The 17,350-nt window shown below is 56.8% G+C and carries 17 protein-coding genes; 9 read left to right on the top strand and 8 right to left on the bottom strand.

The annotated features are described in order from the left end of the window. Nucleotides 1-503: 503 nt before the first annotated feature. Nucleotides 504-1,805, top strand: a complete 1,302-nt coding sequence (locus V3W49_RS16950) for an MFS family transporter (RefSeq protein WP_500147045.1) — start codon at nt 504-506, stop codon at nt 1,803-1,805. Here V3W49_RS16950 and V3W49_RS16945 read toward each other — a convergent pair. From V3W49_RS16945 to trxC, 5 genes are all read right to left on the bottom strand, one after another. Further along, entirely contained in the window at nt 1,802-2,131 is a 330-nt protein-coding gene (locus tag V3W49_RS16945; RefSeq protein WP_500147044.1) for a YfiM family lipoprotein, read from the bottom strand. The genes V3W49_RS16950 and V3W49_RS16945 overlap by 4 nt on opposite strands. A gap of 47 nt (nt 2,132-2,178) precedes the next feature. Next, nucleotides 2,179-3,534, bottom strand: a complete 1,356-nt coding sequence (gene pssA, locus V3W49_RS16940) for a CDP-diacylglycerol--serine O-phosphatidyltransferase (protein WP_500147053.1) — start codon at nt 3,532-3,534, stop codon at nt 2,179-2,181. Between the two features lie 111 nt (nt 3,535-3,645). Then, a complete protein-coding gene (locus tag V3W49_RS16935; protein ID WP_500147043.1) occupies nt 3,646-6,306 on the bottom strand; it encodes a bifunctional acetate--CoA ligase family protein/GNAT family N-acetyltransferase in 2,661 nt (886 codons plus the stop codon). Between the two features lie 31 nt (nt 6,307-6,337). Continuing rightward, a complete protein-coding gene (locus V3W49_RS16930; RefSeq protein ID WP_500147042.1) occupies nt 6,338-7,039 on the bottom strand; it encodes a tRNA-uridine aminocarboxypropyltransferase in 702 nt (233 codons plus the stop codon). Nucleotides 7,040-7,117: 78 nt separating this feature from the next. Beyond that, nucleotides 7,118-7,537, bottom strand: a complete 420-nt coding sequence (gene trxC / locus V3W49_RS16925) for a thioredoxin TrxC (RefSeq protein ID WP_500147041.1) — start codon at nt 7,535-7,537, stop codon at nt 7,118-7,120. 205 nt (nt 7,538-7,742) lie between these two features. Here trxC and V3W49_RS16920 point away from each other — a divergent pair, with 205 nt between their 5' ends. Beyond that, nucleotides 7,743-8,765 carry a tRNA/rRNA methyltransferase gene (locus tag V3W49_RS16920; RefSeq protein ID WP_500147040.1) on the top strand — a complete coding sequence of 341 codons (1,023 nt, stop codon included), beginning with the start codon at nt 7,743-7,745 and terminating at the stop codon, nt 8,763-8,765. 21 nt (nt 8,766-8,786) lie between these two features. On the opposite strand, the gene ung is transcribed toward V3W49_RS16920, so the two are convergent. Next, nucleotides 8,787-9,479, bottom strand: coding sequence for a uracil-DNA glycosylase (gene ung / locus V3W49_RS16915; protein WP_500147038.1), 693 nt, complete (start codon nt 9,477-9,479; stop codon nt 8,787-8,789). 320 nt (nt 9,480-9,799) lie between these two features. Here ung and grcA point away from each other — a divergent pair, with 320 nt between their 5' ends. After that, a complete protein-coding gene (gene grcA, locus V3W49_RS16910; RefSeq protein ID WP_500147037.1) occupies nt 9,800-10,183 on the top strand; it encodes an autonomous glycyl radical cofactor GrcA in 384 nt (127 codons plus the stop codon). Nucleotides 10,184-10,292: 109 nt separating this feature from the next. Here grcA and srmB read toward each other — a convergent pair whose 3' ends face one another. Further along, nucleotides 10,293-11,630 (bottom strand): ATP-dependent RNA helicase SrmB, encoded by a 1,338-nt coding sequence (srmB, locus tag V3W49_RS16905; protein ID WP_500147036.1) that lies wholly within the window; start codon nt 11,628-11,630, stop codon nt 10,293-10,295. 131 nt (nt 11,631-11,761) lie between these two features. Between srmB and trmN the strand changes: the two genes are divergently transcribed. Further along, nucleotides 11,762-12,499 carry a tRNA(1)(Val) (adenine(37)-N(6))-methyltransferase TrmN gene (trmN, locus tag V3W49_RS16900; protein WP_500147035.1) on the top strand — a complete coding sequence of 246 codons (738 nt, stop codon included), beginning with the start codon at nt 11,762-11,764 and terminating at the stop codon, nt 12,497-12,499. Here the strand turns inward: trmN and nadB are convergent. After that, complete coding sequence (gene nadB, locus V3W49_RS16895) at nt 12,492-14,102, bottom strand: L-aspartate oxidase (RefSeq protein ID WP_500147034.1); 1,611 nt, start codon at nt 14,100-14,102, stop codon at nt 12,492-12,494. The genes trmN and nadB overlap by 8 nt on opposite strands. 309 nt (nt 14,103-14,411) lie before the next feature. On the opposite strand from nadB, the gene rseD reads away from it, so the two are divergent. The 5 genes from rseD to rseC are packed head-to-tail and all read left to right on the top strand — an operon-like array spanning nt 14,412 to nt 17,235. Beyond that, the gene (gene rseD, locus V3W49_RS16890; RefSeq protein ID WP_500147033.1) at nt 14,412-14,543 is read left to right on the top strand and encodes a rpoE leader peptide RseD; all 132 of its coding nucleotides are present in this window, start codon (nt 14,412-14,414) and stop codon (nt 14,541-14,543) included. Then, a complete protein-coding gene (rpoE, locus tag V3W49_RS16885; protein WP_154774607.1) occupies nt 14,540-15,115 on the top strand; it encodes an RNA polymerase sigma factor RpoE in 576 nt (191 codons plus the stop codon). The genes rseD and rpoE overlap by 4 nt, the downstream gene beginning before the upstream one ends. Nucleotides 15,116-15,146: 31 nt before the next feature. Beyond that, complete coding sequence (gene rseA, locus V3W49_RS16880) at nt 15,147-15,809, top strand: anti-sigma-E factor RseA (protein ID WP_500147032.1); 663 nt, start codon at nt 15,147-15,149, stop codon at nt 15,807-15,809. Beyond that, nucleotides 15,809-16,759 (top strand): sigma-E factor regulatory protein RseB, encoded by a 951-nt coding sequence (gene rseB / locus V3W49_RS16875; protein ID WP_500147031.1) that lies wholly within the window; start codon nt 15,809-15,811, stop codon nt 16,757-16,759. Before rseA ends, rseB begins: the two co-directional genes overlap by 1 nt. Then, complete coding sequence (gene rseC, locus V3W49_RS16870) at nt 16,756-17,235, top strand: SoxR-reducing system protein RseC (protein WP_500147030.1); 480 nt, start codon at nt 16,756-16,758, stop codon at nt 17,233-17,235. The genes rseB and rseC overlap by 4 nt, the downstream gene beginning before the upstream one ends. Nucleotides 17,236-17,350: the final 115 nt, after the last annotated feature.

Genomic DNA, 17,350 nt, shown 5'->3' with positions numbered 1-17,350 from the left:
CGCCGATGGTAGTGTGGGGTCTCCCCATGCGAGAGTAGGGAACTGCCAGGCATCAAATTAAGGTATACCGGATTAAGGTCCGGTGGCAGTGTGGCCCGCCCCGTGCGGGACCAGGGAACTGCCAGGCATCAAACAAAAGAAAAGGCCATCCGTAAGGATGGCTTTTTTTTATGTCTGTGACCTGTCGGTGAGAAGCGCGTCAGGAACAGATGAAGAGCCCCGGTCTGTGACCGGGGCTTTTTGCGTTTTTCTCCCTCTCCCTGCGGGAGAGGGCCGGGGTGAGGGCATCAGACCACAGAAAATCTTATCCTCTTCCCCTGGTAATGCGCTGAGCTTACGACTGAAAGTACCCCGGCTCCTGCGTTATTTCAAAATTCCAGTCTGCTTCACAAAAACACAAAACAACAAATAATTAACACTTTATTTACTCTGTCGCTAAGCGCAATCTGATGCTTTGCGTTTTACCGGCTATAAGCCGTACCGGAAGACAGGAGAAACAAGCAATGACTGAAGCAACCGTCGAAACACAAAAGACGGAATTAACCACCAGTGATACACGAAAGCGGGTCTGGGCAATTGTCGGCGCCTCGTCCGGCAACCTGGTCGAATGGTTTGATTTTTACGTCTATTCATTTTGTTCACTCTATTTCGCCCACATCTTTTTCCCCTCCGGAAATCCCACTACTCAGCTATTACAAACGGCCGGTGTCTTTGCTGCCGGCTTTCTGATGCGCCCTATAGGTGGCTGGTTATTTGGCTGGCTCGCCGACAAACATGGCCGTAAAACGTCAATGCTGATCTCGGTCTGTATGATGTGTTTTGGTTCTCTGGTTATCGCCTGTCTGCCGGGCTACGCGACGATCGGCACCTGGGCTCCGGCGTTATTACTGCTGGCGCGCCTGTTCCAGGGGCTTTCAGTCGGGGGTGAGTATGGCACCAGCGCTACCTATATGAGTGAGGTCGCGGTAGAAGGGCGCAAGGGTTTTTATGCCTCTTTCCAGTATGTGACGCTAATCGGCGGCCAGCTGATGGCGCTGCTGGTCGTGGTGGTGCTGCAGCAAATTCTGACCGATGATCAGCTGCACCAGTGGGGATGGCGTATTCCGTTCGCGCTGGGCGCCGTACTGGCGCTGGTTGCGCTGTGGCTGCGTCGTTCGCTGAATGAGACATCGGAAAAGAGTACCCGGGCCCTGAAAGAGGCCGGTTCGCTGAAAGGGCTGTGGCGCAACCGGCGCGCGTTTATTATGGTTCTGGGTTTTACCGCCGGTGGTTCTCTGGTGTTCTACACCTTTACTACTTATATGCAAAAGTATCTGGTGAATACCGCCGGTATGCAGACTTCCGTCGCCAGTGTGGTGATGACGGCGGCACTGTTTGTCTACATGCTGGTTCAGCCGCTGTTTGGGGCCCTTTCCGACAAGATTGGTCGGCGTAGCTCAATGCTGTGTTTCGGCTCGCTGGCGGCAATTGGCACCGTACCTATTCTGACGGCGCTGCAAAATGTAAGCTCGCCGTTTGCGGCTTTTGGCCTGGTGATGCTGGCGCTATTGATTGCCAGCTTTTATACCTCCATTAGCGGCATTCTGAAGGCGGAGATGTTTCCGGCCCAGGTTCGGGCATTAGGAGTAGGGCTCTCTTATGCTGTGGCTAACGCGCTGTTCGGCGGCTCTGCGGAATATGTGGCGTTGTCCCTGAAGTCGCTGGGCTCCGAGAGCAGCTTCTTCTGGTACGTCTCGGTAATGGGAGCCGTTTCGTTCCTGGTTTCCCTGACGCTGCATCGCAAGGGGAAGGGAATGAGGCTCTAACGTCCCGCCAGTTGCCAGATGGCGTAGCCGGTGGTCGCACCGGCTACATCCCAGGCGAAGTCATGCCAGCTCCAGCCGGTACCGGCCGGGCGACTGTCCCACAACTCTTTACCTGCCCCGACAGAGACAGAAAACATCAGACCAATAGAGGTGCTGCGATCCCGACTGTAGCCCTGGTGCAGACCGAACTCGGCACCGGCAGCCGCCAGCATCGCGGATGCGATAAAGTGTTGCGCCTTATCCTCTCCTCCCCAACTGTCATTGGCCATATGGTGGCCGCAGCCGGACAGAAGCAGGGTGGCGATGACGACAGCGGAGCGACGCATAGCTTATCCCTGAACGTTAATGCCCCGCGGCACGGGGCCCGTAGTCATTAGAGGATACGGCTGATCAGCCTGTCGATACGGATGCGACGCAGGCGCCGTATCAGCTTGCGTACTTTTACCGGATAGTCTGCGATGCTTTGCAGATCGCGGTAGTGATGTACGACAGTGGTGTGGGTGCGAATCAGCGACAGCTCGTGTTCGCGCCGGGCAGCCAACTGATGCTGAGGATCGTGAATCAGTATGGCGTTTTCCAGATCCAACCGCCAGGCACGGGGATTCAGGTTATTACCCGTCAGCAGCATCCATTCATCATCTACCCACATCCCTTTCAGATGATAGCTGTTGTCCTCGTCTTTCCAGAGCCGGACGGTCAGTTGTCCGTTATTCACATAGTATTGCAGACGGCTGAGGAAACGGCGTAGGTTGATCTCGTAGAGGTAAGGCAGGGCGCCGATGATTTTAAAAGGCTGATCTTCGGGAATGTAGAAATCGTTAGCGGTCTTGTCGCCGACAATAATCTCTACCTGTTTCCCGGTACGTAGCAGATGAATAATACTGCGTACCAGCACGGCCGGCAGGTTGAAATAAGGGGTGCAGATGGTCAGCTTATGCTCGGTACAGGGCATCAGGTGATAGATGGCCTTATTCAGCTGGCTGGATTTACCCAGCCCCACCAGAGGCGTAACAGAAAGCCGATCGTCGCTGGCATCGCCCTTAAAGCGCAGCGGTGCATCGCGCAGCGCCTGGCGATAGAGGCGGATCTCGTTTTTTATCTCCGGGCTTTTGGGACGCGCTTTGCTGTCCAGCCGGTTTACCGCGCTGCCGTTCGCCAGCTGCGTTTGTACCCAGTCGTACATCACATCTGCAAGCCGAGAATTGCGGAGCAAATGATAGCGGTCGTAGCGGTACTTATCGTGCTGATGCAGATAAACATCATTCAGGCTGGCGCCGCTGTAAAGTACGCTGTCGTCAATGATAAAACCTTTAAAATGGAGTACGCCCAGGGCTTCGCGAGTGTTGATCGGCACGCCGTAAACCGGAATGCTGACGTCGGGGTTTTCCTGGGCCATGCTACAGTACCAGTCAGCGTTGGTTTGCGAAGCGGCATCGCCGATGCGTCCACGCTGGGCGCGGTGCCAGTCCACCAGTACGCTCACCTCCAGCTCGGGACGGCGGCGCTTAGCCTCATACAGGGCGCAGAGCACCCCTTTTCCGCCGTCGTCCTGCTCAAGGTAGAGCGCGACGACGCAGATGCGCCGGGTGGCGTTGGCTATCTTCTGGAGCAGCGTCTGCCGGAAGTCAGCGGGGGTATAAAAGAACTCTACGTCATCAACAGACTGAGAAAGTTTTGGTAGCTGAGCAAGATGTTGTTGATGTTTATTACGTTTAAATTTAGACAACATCACAGTGCGTTTCTTCTCTATTCATTAGATGGCCTTCTGTTCCATGCAGATGACAGAAGCTGACGATAATACCATTACTGCCCGCCGATGTGGGGGAAGATTTCCGCTTGCTCAGGAATCATCCTGACCGGACAACGGCAGCGTCAGGTTAACGATTCCGTCTTCAAGATCGGTTTTTATCTTAAAGCCGAGCTTGCGCGCCAGGGCAATCATTCCCTGATTGCCAGGCATGGTAATCCCATTGAGCTGCTGCAAACCGTGATCCCGGGTATAACCGATCAGTTTTTCCAGCAGTCTTCGACCCAGCCCCAGTCCTTTGAGATCCGATCGTATTAATACCGCAAACTCGGCATCGATATTATCCGGGTCGGAGATAGCCCGGGTTACGCCAAGGATCTCCGCGTTGTCGCCCTGGCGACGCACTGCAACGAACGCCATTTCCCGATCGTAGTCGATCTGGGTCATGTTGGCTAAATCGTCGTGAGTAAATTCGTTGATTTCACTGAAGTAGCGGTAGTAGAGATCCTCTTTGGTCACCTGAGCGATAAAGCGCTGCAGCAGTGGTTCATCTTCCGGAAGGATGGGGCGAAACAGGCAGCGTTCGCCGTTTTTCATCACCACCCGCTCTTCCAGCTGTTGAGGATAGGGGCGAATGGCCAGCCGACTGTCGGCGTCGCCGTGAAACTCCGCCAGCTGGAGCGTGACATCCAGCAGCGTAAATTCGCTGCCGGAAGCGAGCAGGGGATGAATATCGAGGCGTCGGATCTGCGGGCAATCCACCACCAGGTTGGAAACCTGCACCAGCAGGCGGCTCAGGCCGTCGATATCCAGCGGCCTGAGCGCGCTGCGCCCGCGGATCTTCTGGCGTTTAATGGCCTGGAGAACCAGATAGCGCGCCAGATTCATATTCAGCGGCGGCAGGGCTACGGCTGCCTGCTGGTCCGGCCGCCAGGCGACGCCGCCTTCACCCAGCATAATCAGCGGGCCAAATACCGGATCCTGCTCCACGACGACTCGTAATTCCTGGGCGCCGGCCCTGTTGGCCATGCTCTGAACCAGCAGGCCATGAACCCGTGCCTGAGGCCAGGTCAGGCGAACGCGATCGAGGATGGCATCGGCCGCCTGCTGAACTTCGGCCGGCGTTCGCAGATAGAGCATCACCCCCTGAACTTCCGATTTATGGGGAATATCTGGCGAGCGTAGCTTGAGCGCCACCGGATAGCCGATCTGTCCGGCGATATGCACCGCTTCTACGCTGTCGCCGGCAATCCAGGTCGGTAGCGTCGCCAGGCCATAGGCGCGCATAATCGGCTGTACTTCGTGGGTATCCAGCGTCGTAGCGCCATCCTGCAACGCCTGGCGAATCAGGCTGTGGGCCTCCCGTGTATCGGCCGTCAGCGTTGCGGGAAGAGCGGGGGTTTCACGTAGCTGCTTCTGGTTACGGCGGTATTCCACCATATGCATAAACGAGGTAACTGTGCCTTCCGGCGTGCGGTAGGTGGGAATACCGGCATCGCTGAATAACCGGCGGGCTTCCTGGGAAGAGAACTCTCCGCACCAGTTGGTCAGCAGCGTCACGCTCTTGCCGCGCGGATGGCGGCGAATGAGATCGATAATCTGGCGCGCGCTCTCGGTGCCTGGCGCCGCGGCGCTTGGGGCATGGATAACCATCAGCGCATCGACCTGTCGGGTATCCAGCAGAATCTCCAGCACCTGCAGATAGCGTTCTGCAGTGGCATCATCGCGTAAATCCAGCGGATTGCCGGAGGCTTCGCCTGCGGGCAGCACGCTATTCAGGCGAGCCAGGGTTTCTTCATCCAGTTGCGCCAGCTTGCCGTTGCGCGCTTCCAGTTCATCCAGGGCCAGTGCGGCGGGGGCGGCGCCGTTACTGATAATCATCAGCCGCTCGCCGCGTAGCGGTCGCATATGGCTGAGCGTTTCGACCGCCGAGAAGAGTTCGTGAGTATCCTGCACCCGCAGCAGACCGGCGCGCTGGATTGCCGCGTCCCAGGCGGCATCCAGCCCCGGTTGGGCTTTCAGTAGCGTCTGGGCCCGGGGGCCGCGGCCGCTTTTAATGACCAGGATCGGTTTATTGCGTGACGCGCTGCGCGCCGCAGAGACGAAGCGCCGAGCGTCGTTCAGGTGCTCCAGATGTAGCAGAATGGCGCTGGTTTTACTGTCACGGGCCAGGAAGTCAAGCAGCTCATCGACGTGAATATCCACGCTGTCGCCAAGCGCGATAAACCAGGCAAAGCCCAGCTGGCGCTGCTGCGCCCAGTCGAGAATGGTATTGGAAACCGCAGCGGACTGAGACACAAAGGCCAGTCGGCCTTTATGGATAGGCACAGGCGAGAAGCTGGCGTTCAGCCCCTGCCAGGGCGCCAGCAGGCCAAGACTGTTAGGGCCGAGCAGGCGAATCTGCCAGCGGGCAGCGCAGGCCAGCAATTCCGCATGCTGTTCCGGCGGGGAGGAGAGCACAATGCAGGCTTTGCATCCCTTACGTCCCAGCGCTTCCAGCAGTTCCAGGTTGCGCCGGGCATGGGTACAGATCACCGCCAGATCGGGGGTGAAGGGTAGACTAGCCACGTCCGGCCAGGCCAGCACGCCGCATACTGCCTTCCAGGAAGGCGTTACCGGAAGTATTGGCCCGGAAAACCCGCCGGACAGCAGGTTGCGCATCATCAGATAGCCGGTGCGCTGCGTTTTATTCGACGCGCCAATCACGGCGATCGATTTGGGGCGTAGCAGGGCCTCTAACCCGCGTTGACTCATGGCGCTCTCCTCCTGGAAATCTTCCCTGAGTTTAAACGCTTTCCCGTTCCGTTGCTGTGATGGCGTACTGATGATGCGGTTTTCCGGCAAGGTAACGTTCCCGGAATAGCGCGAAATGCTGTTGCAGTCCCCGGGCGGCCGCATCGTCACCGGCCAGAGAGAGCAGGGCGCTGGCCACTTCCGCCGTGCAGTAATGATCCCGGGCATGGGCTTCACGCAGTCGATAATCGCTCAGGCGATCGAGTTCGACGGAGATCACCGGAAAGCTATCCAGCCACGGGCTCTTACGGAACATTTTGCGCGCTTCCGACCAGGTGCCATCCAGCATAATAAATAGCGGCGTTTTACCATTATCCGGCGGCGTATTGATGACCTGGCGATCGGCGTTAGCGAAAGAAGCGGGGAAGACCACCATTGGCTGCCATTGAGGTTCGCGCAGCAGCGCGAGCATCTCTGAGGGGGGAGCTGTGCGCGACCATGCAAAAGCGAGAGTATCCGGTAGAATATCGGCGATCAGCCGTCCGGTATTGCTGGGCTTCATCGGCTCGGTATCGTACATCACCAGGCAGAAACGACTGCGGGCAGCCTGTGGTTGAATTACGCTGCACAGGCACCGCTTTAGCGGTAACAGACAGCGCTGGCAGCGGCGAACCCGGTTGCCGCGGGCGAGGAATGGGCGGGTCGCCCGCGCCAGGCGCTCGGCGCGCAGGCGAAGAACGGCGTTTTCAGTCATCAGGGACGATTCAGTCAGGGGGATATAATGAAAACGCCATTCTTACAGAGTAGGGGCGGTGGAACAAGCATCCGGGAATCAGAGATTCTCGTCCAGCCACTCTTCGAATGGCGCCTTCGGCATGGCGCCGCTCAGCATATCAACTAACTCGCCATGCTTAAAGATCATAATAGTGGGGATACTGCGAATGCGGAATCGGGCGCTTAGTTCCGGTTCAGCTTCGGTATTTACTTTCACAAAACGCAACTGTCCGCTACGCTCTTCGGCAACCTCTTCGAAGACGGGCGCAAAGTTGTGGCAGGGGCCGCACCAGGGGGCCCAGAAATCCACCACGACCGGCAGGGAATCCTTCAGTAGCGTATCCAGCGTGGCGCTGGAGGCATGAGTTACCTTGCCATCGAACAGCGCGTGGCCGCAGCGTCCGCACTTCGCCGCATCGCCGGTACGTTCATCGGGTACGCGATTAATTGCCTGGCAGGCGGTACAAACGGTATTCATAGTAACCTCAGAGTACAGATGTTCAGTCAATGGCCGGGGCCACTAATGTTTCAATTATGTTAAACAGTATTCGCAAAAAAGTCGTCCGGCACAATTCGTTTTGTTCAATGAGTACAATAGCCGTCGGCTTTTGATGAAAGACAATGGCTAACCGGGGGCAGTTCGGGTAATCTGCGCGCTTCGCGCAGAGCTGGTGGAGAAAAAAATGAGCGACGACGATTTCAAAGGTAAAAGCGGCAAGGTCAAAGTAATGTATGTCCGCGGCGGTGATGATGATGACAAACGCGGCCGTAATCCCCGCACCGGGAAAGGTGGGGCAAAAAGCAAGGTTTCCACCGGCGGCAAACGGCGTCCCACGCGCGACGATCGTGGCGGCGAGCGCGAGCGTTCACCATGGCGCACCGTATCCCGGGCACCGGGCGACGATGCATCGACCACGCCGGATCATGGCGGTATCAGCGGTAAGAGCTTTATCGATCCTGAAGTGCTGCGCCGCCAGCGAGCGGAAGAGACCCGGGTTTATGGCGAAAATGCCTGTCAGGCGCTGTTCCAGAACCGTCCTGAATCCATCGTTCGCGCCTGGTTTGTACAGAGCGTCACGCCGCGCTTTAAAGAGGCGCTGCGCTGGATGGCGGCAAATCGTAAAGCCTATCACGTGGTGGATGATGCTGAACTGGTGAAAGCTTCCGGTACCGAGCACCATGGCGGCGTTTGTTTCCTGATTAAAAAGCGCAATGGTGTGGCGGTCGAACAGTGGATCGAACAGGCCTCTGACCAGGAGTGCGTACTGGCCCTGGAAGAGATAGGCAACCCCCATAATCTGGGCGGGATCGTACGTAGCTGCGCCCACTTTGGCGTACGTGGTGTTCTGGTGCAGGACGCCGGGCTGCTGGAGTCCGGCGCGGCGGTGCGCACCGCCGCAGGCGGTGCTGAGCACGTTCAGGCCATCACCGGGCCGAGCTTTAACGGCGCGCTGGAACAGTTCCGCCAGGCCGGTTACCGTATTGTGACTACCTCCAGCCATAAAGGCACGCCGCTTTCACAGGTGGAACTGCCGGAAAAAATGGTTCTGGTGCTGGGGCAGGAGCAGGATGGAATTAGCGACGCCACCTTTGCGAACGCCGATCTGAATATCAGCATTGACGGCACCGGCAATGTCGAAAGCCTGAACGTTTCGGTGGCGGCCGGGGTGATTCTTTCCAACTGGTGGCGTCAGAACAGCCGCTAAATAGCGGGGGGCGCCCCCCCGCTATTCCGCTTCGCTTTCCGGCAGGCGAGGCGTCCAGTCAATGGGCGCCTCGCCGCGCGATTCCAGATACGCATTCGCCTTCACAAAGTGACCGCAGCCGAAGAAGCCCCGGTGGGCTGAAAGCGGTGAAGGATGCGGCGCCTGCAGCACGCAGTGGCGCTGGCGATCGATAATTTTACCTTTCTTCTGGGCATGGGCCCCCCATAGCAGGAAAACCACGCCTTCACGATGCTGGTTGATAATGGAGATAACCTTGTCGGTGAAGGTTTCCCAGCCAAGGCTGGCGTGAGAGTGCGCTCTTCCGGCTTCGACGGTCAGCACCGTATTCAGCAACATCACCCCCTGGCGCGCCCAGCTTTCCAGATAGCCGTGATTCGGCCGCACAAAACCAGGTATGGACTGTTCCAGCTCTTTATACATATTTTGCAGCGAGGGCGGCGTTGCTATACCGGGACGAACGGAAAAGGAGAGACCGTGCGCCTGACCCGGGCCGTGGTAGGGATCCTGACCGAGGATAACGACCTTAATATCGCCCAGCTCGGTATAGCGAAAGGCGTTAAAAACGTCTTTCTGCGGTGGGTAAATGGTCACGCCCTGCTCCCGCTTAATGGCGACAGTCTTAAGGGTTTCAATAAAATAAGGCTGTTGCTTTTCATCCGCCAGCACGTCGTGCCAGGTGAGGTTCGTTGTCATTCCGCTCTCCTGCGATTATTGTCTGCCATAGATTAACCTCTTCTTTCCTCACCACAAAATGAAGTCCGGAGTGCAGAGGCTATTCGCTTAAAAAATGTTGAAAATTTACAAAAATATTTGCGTACCCCTTTGGGGCTAAGTTGATGTAAAACAAATAAATGATTTTATCTCCACAGATAGCGGGTGGTTTTTATTGATTTAAATCAAAGAATGCCCCCATCCCGACTGGTATACAGAACAGTAAAGCAACAAAGGTTTTACCAATGAGCCAACAGGTGGCTCAGGCATCACCGAATAATGAAGCCTATAGGGAGACGAAAATGATTACTGGTATCCAGATTACAAAAGCCGCTAATGACTCACTGATGAACTCATTCTGGCTGCTGGACAGCGAAAAAGGCGAAGCCCGCTGCGTATGTGCGAAAGCCGGTTTTTCTGAAGATGAAGTTGTTCCGGTAAGCAAGCTGGGTGAAATCGAATACCGTGAAGTGCCGATGGAAGTTCAGCCTCAGGTTCGCGTAGAAGGCGGCCAGCATCTGAACGTTAACGTACTGCGTCGTGAAACCCTGGAAGACGCGGTTAAGAACCCGGAAAAATATCCGCAGCTGACCATTCGCGTATCCGGTTATGCCGTGCGCTTTAATTCGCTGACGCCGGAACAGCAGCGCGACGTGATTACCCGTACCTTCACTGAAAGCCTGTAATACTGGCTGAAGAGAACAGGTAAACGCCGTCGGGGCAACCCGGCGGCGTTTTTCTTTGTCTGGCCAGCAAGCAAAAAAAAACGCCGGGCGAACCGGCGTGGATAGGGCGTTATTTGCTCTCGTTCTGGGATTCAGACGGGCGGCTGGCGTTGGGCTTGCGGCGCTTACCGATATTCTTGGTATCGCGATGGCGTTTTTTGACTCGCGTCTTCCCCTTGTCCTGCTCTTTTTTCTTCTCTTCCCGTTTCAGTTTGGTCTTTTTGGACGGCTTGCCTTTGAGCTTATCGCTGGGCGCGCGGGTGGTGGGGCGCAGCTCGTCGATCACCCGAACTTTAAGCGGCTCCTGGATGTAACGGCTGATTTTGCCAAGCAGCAGGTGGTCGTGCGCTTCCACCAGCGAAATGGCGGTACCCTTACGGCCCGCACGACCGGTACGGCCGATACGATGCAGATAGGTGTCGGCGGTACGCGGCAGATCGAAGTTGAATACGTGGCTGACATCGGGAATATCGATGCCGCGAGCGGCGACATCGGTCGCGACCAGTACGCCTACCCGACCTTCGGTCAGACGTTTGATCGCCTCATTGCGCTTTGCCTGGGGCATTTCCCCTTCCAGCCAGCAGCTTTGGATCCCCGCTTCATGCAGCCATTTCACCAGCTCGTGCACCCGTTCGCGTTTGCGAACGAACACTATCGAGCGGCTGGCGTCCGGCTGTTTCAACATATGGGTCAGCAGCGCCGTTTTGTGTTCGATGTTATCGGCACGGTAGTACCACTGATGAATTTTTTTACGCTCGCGGGTGGATGGGTTAGCGGAAACCTCCACCGGCTCATTCAGCAGGCGCCGTGAGAAATCGGCGATGGCTTCGCCTTCCAGGGTCGCGGAAAACAGCATGGTCTGGTTACGCCAGCGGGTTTCGCCGGAGATATGCTCAATGTCCTGGGCAAAGCCCATATCCAGCATCCGGTCCGCCTCGTCCAGAATCAGCATTTCAACGGCGCGGCAGTCAAAATTCTCTTCTTTTATATACTGAAGCAGACGGCCGGTGGTGGCGACCACGATATCCTGGTTTTCGCTGAACACCTCGGCGTGGTTCATATAGGCAACGCCGCCGGTGATGGTGGCGATATCCAGATGGGTATGAGCGGCCAGCTCCCGGGCCTGGTCGGCAACCTGCATCGCCAGTTCGCGGGTTGGCGTGAGAATCAGCACCCGCGGTGGCCCCGATTTCTTACGTGGAAAGTCGATCAGATGCTGTAGCACGGGCAGCAGGTAAGCCGCAGTTTTACCGGTACCCGTCGGGGCGGAGCCGAGGACGTCGCGGCCGTCCAGCGCCGGCGGAATAGCGGCTGCCTGAATTGCCGTGGGGCGGGAAAAACCCTTCTCCTCCAGCGCGTCCAGCAGGCTTTCGTCAAGTTCGAGTTCGGAAAAAGTGGTTACGGTCATGGTCTACCTCTGTGTGGGGCGCCGATTATAGACGTAATAGCGCCGATGTTCGACCTCTTTCCGCCGCGGCCATCTTTTCCCCGCTGCGGCTTTCACCTATGCTACTGCGGTCTTTCTTCCTGGTGGTGAAAATGTCTCAACATAAAGCGGTTCTGCCAAAAAATGGATTTACCTTCAAACAATTTTTCGTCGCGCACGATCGCTGCGCAATGAAGGTAGGAACGGATGGCATTCTTCTGGGCTCCTGGGCGCCAGTGGCCGGGGCTGATAGCATTCTGGATATCGGTACCGGTAGCGGCCTGCTGGCGCTGATGCTGGCTCAGCGTACCGGGCCGGAAGTCGTCATCGACGCCGTAGAGTTGGATCCCGATGCCGCGACTCAGGCGATGGAGAACATTGCGGCGTCGCCCTGGTCTGACAGAATTCAGGTGCATCAGGAAGATATTCAGACCTGGACCAGGCGGCAGACCGGGCGCTATTCGCTTATCGTCAGCAATCCGCCTTACTACCCTCAGGGCGTGGCCTGCGCCAGTGAGGCCAGAGAGCGGGCGCGCTATACCAGTGAACTGGATCACAAGACGCTGCTATCCTGCGCCGCCCAGTTGATTACCGAAGAGGGCTTTTTCTGCGTGGTGTTGCCGGAATCTCTGGGGGAACGCTTTACCGTGGTCGCCCGGGAGCAGGGCTGGCACTGCCGTTTTCGCACCGATGTCGCGGAAAATGAGATGCGGCCGCCGCACCGGGTATTACTGGGGTTCTCCCCCAGGGCGGGGGAGTGTTTTAGCGAGCGTATCGTTATCCGCGATGCCCATCATAATTACTCGCAAGCCTGGTGTGGACTGACCCAGGATTTTTATCTGTTTATGTAGCTGACGGTACGAGCAGCGTTGGGCCGGACTCCGCCAGCGGCTGGGGATAGTCGAGCGTATAGTGCAGCCCGCGGCTCTCCTTACGCGCCAGTGCGCAGCGTACCATCAGTTCGGCCACCTGGGTGAGGTTGCGCAGTTCCAGCAGATCGCCGGAGACCCGGAAATTGGCGTAGTATTCGTCGATCTCCTGCTGCAGCATACGGATACGGCGCAGGGCGCGCTCCAGTCGTTTGGTGGTGCGAACAATTCCTACGTAGTCCCACATGCACAGCCGTAACTCATGCCAGTTGTGCTGAATCACCACCTGTTCATCGGCATCTATCACCTGACTTTCATCCCAGTCGGGCAGCGTCGCGGGCAGGGGAAGGTTCGGCAGCTGGCGTGTGATATCCTGCGCGGCCGACCAGCCATAAACCAGACATTCCAGCAGGGAATTCGACGCCATACGATTGGCACCGTGCAGGCCGGTATAGCTGACTTCGCCGATAGCCCACAGCCCGTCGACATCGGTTCGTCCATGGGTATCCACCACCACGCCGCCGCAGGTGTAGTGCGCCGCTGGCACAACGGGCACCGGATCGCGGGTTAAATCAATGCCCAGCGCGTTAAGTTTTTCAGCGATAGTGGGAAAGTGCTGGCGCACAAACTCCGCTGGTTTGTGGCTGATATCCAGATACATGCAGTCCACGCCCAGGCGTTTCATTTCATGATCGATAGCCCGGGCTACGATATCGCGGGGTGCCAGTTCGGCACGGGGATCGATTTCTGGCATAAAGCGAGAGCCGTCCGGACGAGTGAGCCAGGCGCCTTCGCCGCGCAGGGCCTCCGTTAGCAGAAAATTGCGCGCCAGCGGGTGGTAGAGCGCGGTGGGATGAAACTGGTTAAATTCGAGATTCGCCACCCGGCAGCCCGCGCGCCAGGCCATGGCAATACCGTCGCCGGAGGCAACATCCGGGTTAGTGGTATACTGATACACCTTAGCCGCGCCACCGGTCGCCAGTACCACGCTTCTGGCCTGGCAGGTCTCCACCCTGTCGGCCTGCTGATTCCAGATCCAGGCGCCGACCGCACGCCGTGGGCCGTCCATTGCGCACTTATCAGACAGGATGATATCCACTGCATGATAATGCTCGAGAATCTGAATCCTGGGGTGGTTGAGCGCCTTGCCGACCAGGGTATTTTCCACCTCTTTCCCCGTGGCGTCCGCCGCGTGCAGGATCCGGCGGTGGCTGTGCCCCCCTTCGCGGGTCAGATGATACTCCCGCTCGCCGTTAGGGCGAGGCTCTGTATCGAAAGCGACGCCGTTATCGATGAGCCACTGCACGCATTCCCGGGCGTGACTGGCAACGAAACGTACCGCTTCGGGATCGCAGATACCGGCGCCGGCGATTAAGGTATCGTCGACATGAGCGTCAATGCTGTCATCTTCATCAAACACAGCGGCGATTCCGCCCTGAGCATAAAAGGTCGAGCCTTCGCTGACCGGGCCTTTGCTCAGAACGACTACCCGGGAATGTTCGGCCAGACGCAAGGCAAGGCTAAGGCCCGCAGCGCCGCTGCCGATAATCAGTACGTCACAGGAGAGGTCATTGGCGTGGTTCATGATGCTTTGTTTAATTTACTAAACGATATTTGCGCAAGAATAGCACCGGAAGCTGAACATGCCCACGTTTTTTTCTTTTTTGTTATGTAAAATAAACACGTGATTGTCTGATGCCGTTTGAGTAAGGCATCCCGGGATTTAAGGATGAAAAAAGGTGATGCATGAGATACTCTGCTGATGTTTGTTTAGCGCTGGTTCATTTTGGTGCGTTACGCTTAACATCGCGAAATGAGAACGATTGATAACCCTGATTCGCGAAAACTGCAGAACTACAGTGGTTACACTCAATCATTCAAAGAGGCAGGCTGAATGATGCAGTGTATCAAGGGAACTAATTGGATAACCGGCACTCTATATCCTCTGCTTGCTCACGGTGCAGAGTTCGGGTGGCATTTCGATTACGCGTGGGAATTTAGTTTGAGGAGACATTACCTCGGATGAGCGAGCAGCTAACGGATCAGGTTCTGGTCGGGAGAGCGCAGAAAAACGATCAGCAGGCGTTTAACCTGCTGGTGGTACGCTATCAACATAAAGTGGCGAATCTGGTCTCCCGTTACGTTCCGTCGGGGGACGTGCCGGACGTGGTACAGGAATCATTCGTCAAGGCATGGCGAGCCCTGGATTCTTTCCGGGGAGATAGTGCGTTTTATACGTGGCTTTACCGCATTGCGGTAAACACGGCGAAGAATTACCTGGTGGCTCAGGGGCGGCGCCCGCCTTCCAGCGACGTGGATGCAAACGACGCGGAAAATTTCGAAAGCGGCGGTGCGTTGAAAGAAATATCGAACCCTGAGAACTTAATGTTGTCAGAAGAACTACGGCAGATAGTTTTTCGTACTATCGAGTCACTCCCGGAAGATTTACGCATGGCTATCACGCTACGGGAGTTGGATGGACTGAGCTACGAGGAGATAGCCGCCATCATGGATTGCCCTGTTGGAACCGTGCGTTCCCGTATTTTCAGGGCGAGGGAAGCTATTGATAATAAAGTCCAACCGCTTATCAGGCGCTAACGATAGCGGATACTGAAAAAGGTATTTAGGCATGCAGAAAGAACAACTTTCCGCTCTGATGGATGGGGAGATGCTGGACAGCGAGTTGCTGAACAATATCTCCGGCGATGAAAGACTGCAAGAAACCTGGCAGAGCTATCACCTGATCCGCGATACCATGCGCGGCGATACCAGCAAAGATATCCTTAACATCGATATTTCTGCTGGCGTGATGGCTGCCATTGCCAATGAACCTGTTCACCGAGCAACTCCCTCTATTGAAGAGTCACAGCCTGCGCCGCATCAGTGGCAAAGAATGTCATTCTGGAAAAAGATGCGTCCCTGGGCTTCCCATATCACGCAGATCGGCGTGGCTGCTTGTGTGTCGCTGGCCGTCATCGTCGGTGTTCAGCAGTATAACTCGCCTTCCACCGACAGCGATGGCCAGTCGGAAGCGCCGGCGTTCAATACGCTGCCGATGATGGGTAAGGCCAGTCCTGTCAGCCTCGGCGTTCCTTCCGGGAATGAGGTCAGCACTCAGGGCGGCCAGCAACAGCAGCTCCAGGAGCAGCGTCGTCGTATTAACGCTATGCTCCAGGACTATGAACTGCAGCGTCGTTTACACGCCGAGCAGCTCCACTTCGATCAGTCGCAGCACCAGCAGGCCGCGCTGCAGGTTCCCGGTAATCAATCATTAGGAAGCCAGTCCCAGTAATGAAGCAGCTTTGGTGTGCTCTTTCTCTGGTCGCTGGCTGTCTGTTCTACTCCAACGCCTCGGCGGATACCTCGTCCGGGGCGTTGTTACAGCAGATGAACCTGGCGAGCCAGTCCCTTGACTATGAACTCTCGTTTATCAGTATTAACGCCCAGGGCGTAGAGTCGTTACGCTACCGTCATGCCCGACTGAATAACAAGCCGCTTGCGCAGTTGCTGCAACTTGATGGCCCGCGTCGGGAAGTACTGCAACGCGGTGACGAGATCAGCTATTTTGAACCAGGGCTGGAACCCTTTACCCTGACTGGCGATTATATCGTTGATTCGCTTCCCTCTATCGCCTATAGCGATTTCCGTAAACTGGCGGCGTACTACGACTTTATCTCGGTCGGAAAAACGCGTATTGCCGATCGCCTGTGCGAAGTGATTCGCGTTGTGGCGCGCGACGGCACCCGATACAGCTATATCGTCTGGCTCGATTCTGAAACTAAACTGCCGATGCGCGTTGATCTGCTCGACAGAGACGGGGAAACCCTGGAGCAGTTCCGGGTTATTTCTATGACCGTGGACAGCCAGATAGGGCAGGGGATGGCGGAACTGACTCAGGCGAATCTGCCGCCGCTGCTTTCCATGCCGGACAGTAAGAAATCGACCTTTAACTGGGCGCCTTCCTGGCTGCCTCAGGGCTTCCGCCTGGTTTCCAGCAGCCAACGCCCTTTGCCGGGCGTTGGCGTACCGGTAGAATCACGCCTTTATTCGGATGGACTGTTCAGCTTTTCGGTTAACGTCAGTCGCGGCTCGGGCAACAACGGCGATCGGGTGCTACGCACCGGGCGGCGTACAGTTAGCACTGAACTGCGCAACGGAATGGAGATCACCGTGGTCGGTGAACTGCCGCCCCAGACCGCGAAGCGAGTCCTTGATAATGTAAAACTGGATAATGCGCAATGATTAAAGAGTGGGCGACCGTGGTGTCGTGGCAGAACGGTGAAGCGCTGGTAAGCTGCGACGTGAAATCCTCCTGTAGCAGCTGCGCTTCCCGCGCCGGCTGTGGCAGTCGGGTGCTTAACAAGCTGGGCCCCCGGACTGAACATACCATCGCCGTACCCTGCCGTGAGCCGTTAACTGTCGGACAAAAAGTAGAGCTGGGCATAGCGGAAAGCAGCCTGCTTGGTTCTGCTGTCCTGGTCTATATGACGCCGCTGGCTGGCTTGTTCCTGATGGCAGCGCTGTTTCAGGGACTATTCGGCACCGATCTGGCCGCAGTATGCGGCGCTCTGTTGGGCGGTGTGGGCGGCTTTCTGATGGCCAGGGGGCTGTCGCCGCGTTTTAGCCGCCGCCAGTCATGGCAGCCGGTGATTTTGAGCGTGGGGCTGGCACCGGATGCGCTGCGCGTCGATACCTCTCCCGCCGCGGAACACAAATAGACGCCGCCGCTCTTCTTTGATATCCCTCCTTTATTCTCAGGGTGTCGGTCAGACATGCAGTTTCCCCGCTTTCTGGTTGTAGTGTAGAATGCGGCATTTCCGGCACAATTAGGCT

The sequence above is a fragment of the Rosenbergiella sp. YN46 genome (assembly GCF_036620675.1).
Taxonomy (GTDB): domain Bacteria; phylum Pseudomonadota; class Gammaproteobacteria; order Enterobacterales; family Enterobacteriaceae; genus Jejubacter.
This window is presented reverse-complemented; position numbering and strand designations above follow the sequence as displayed.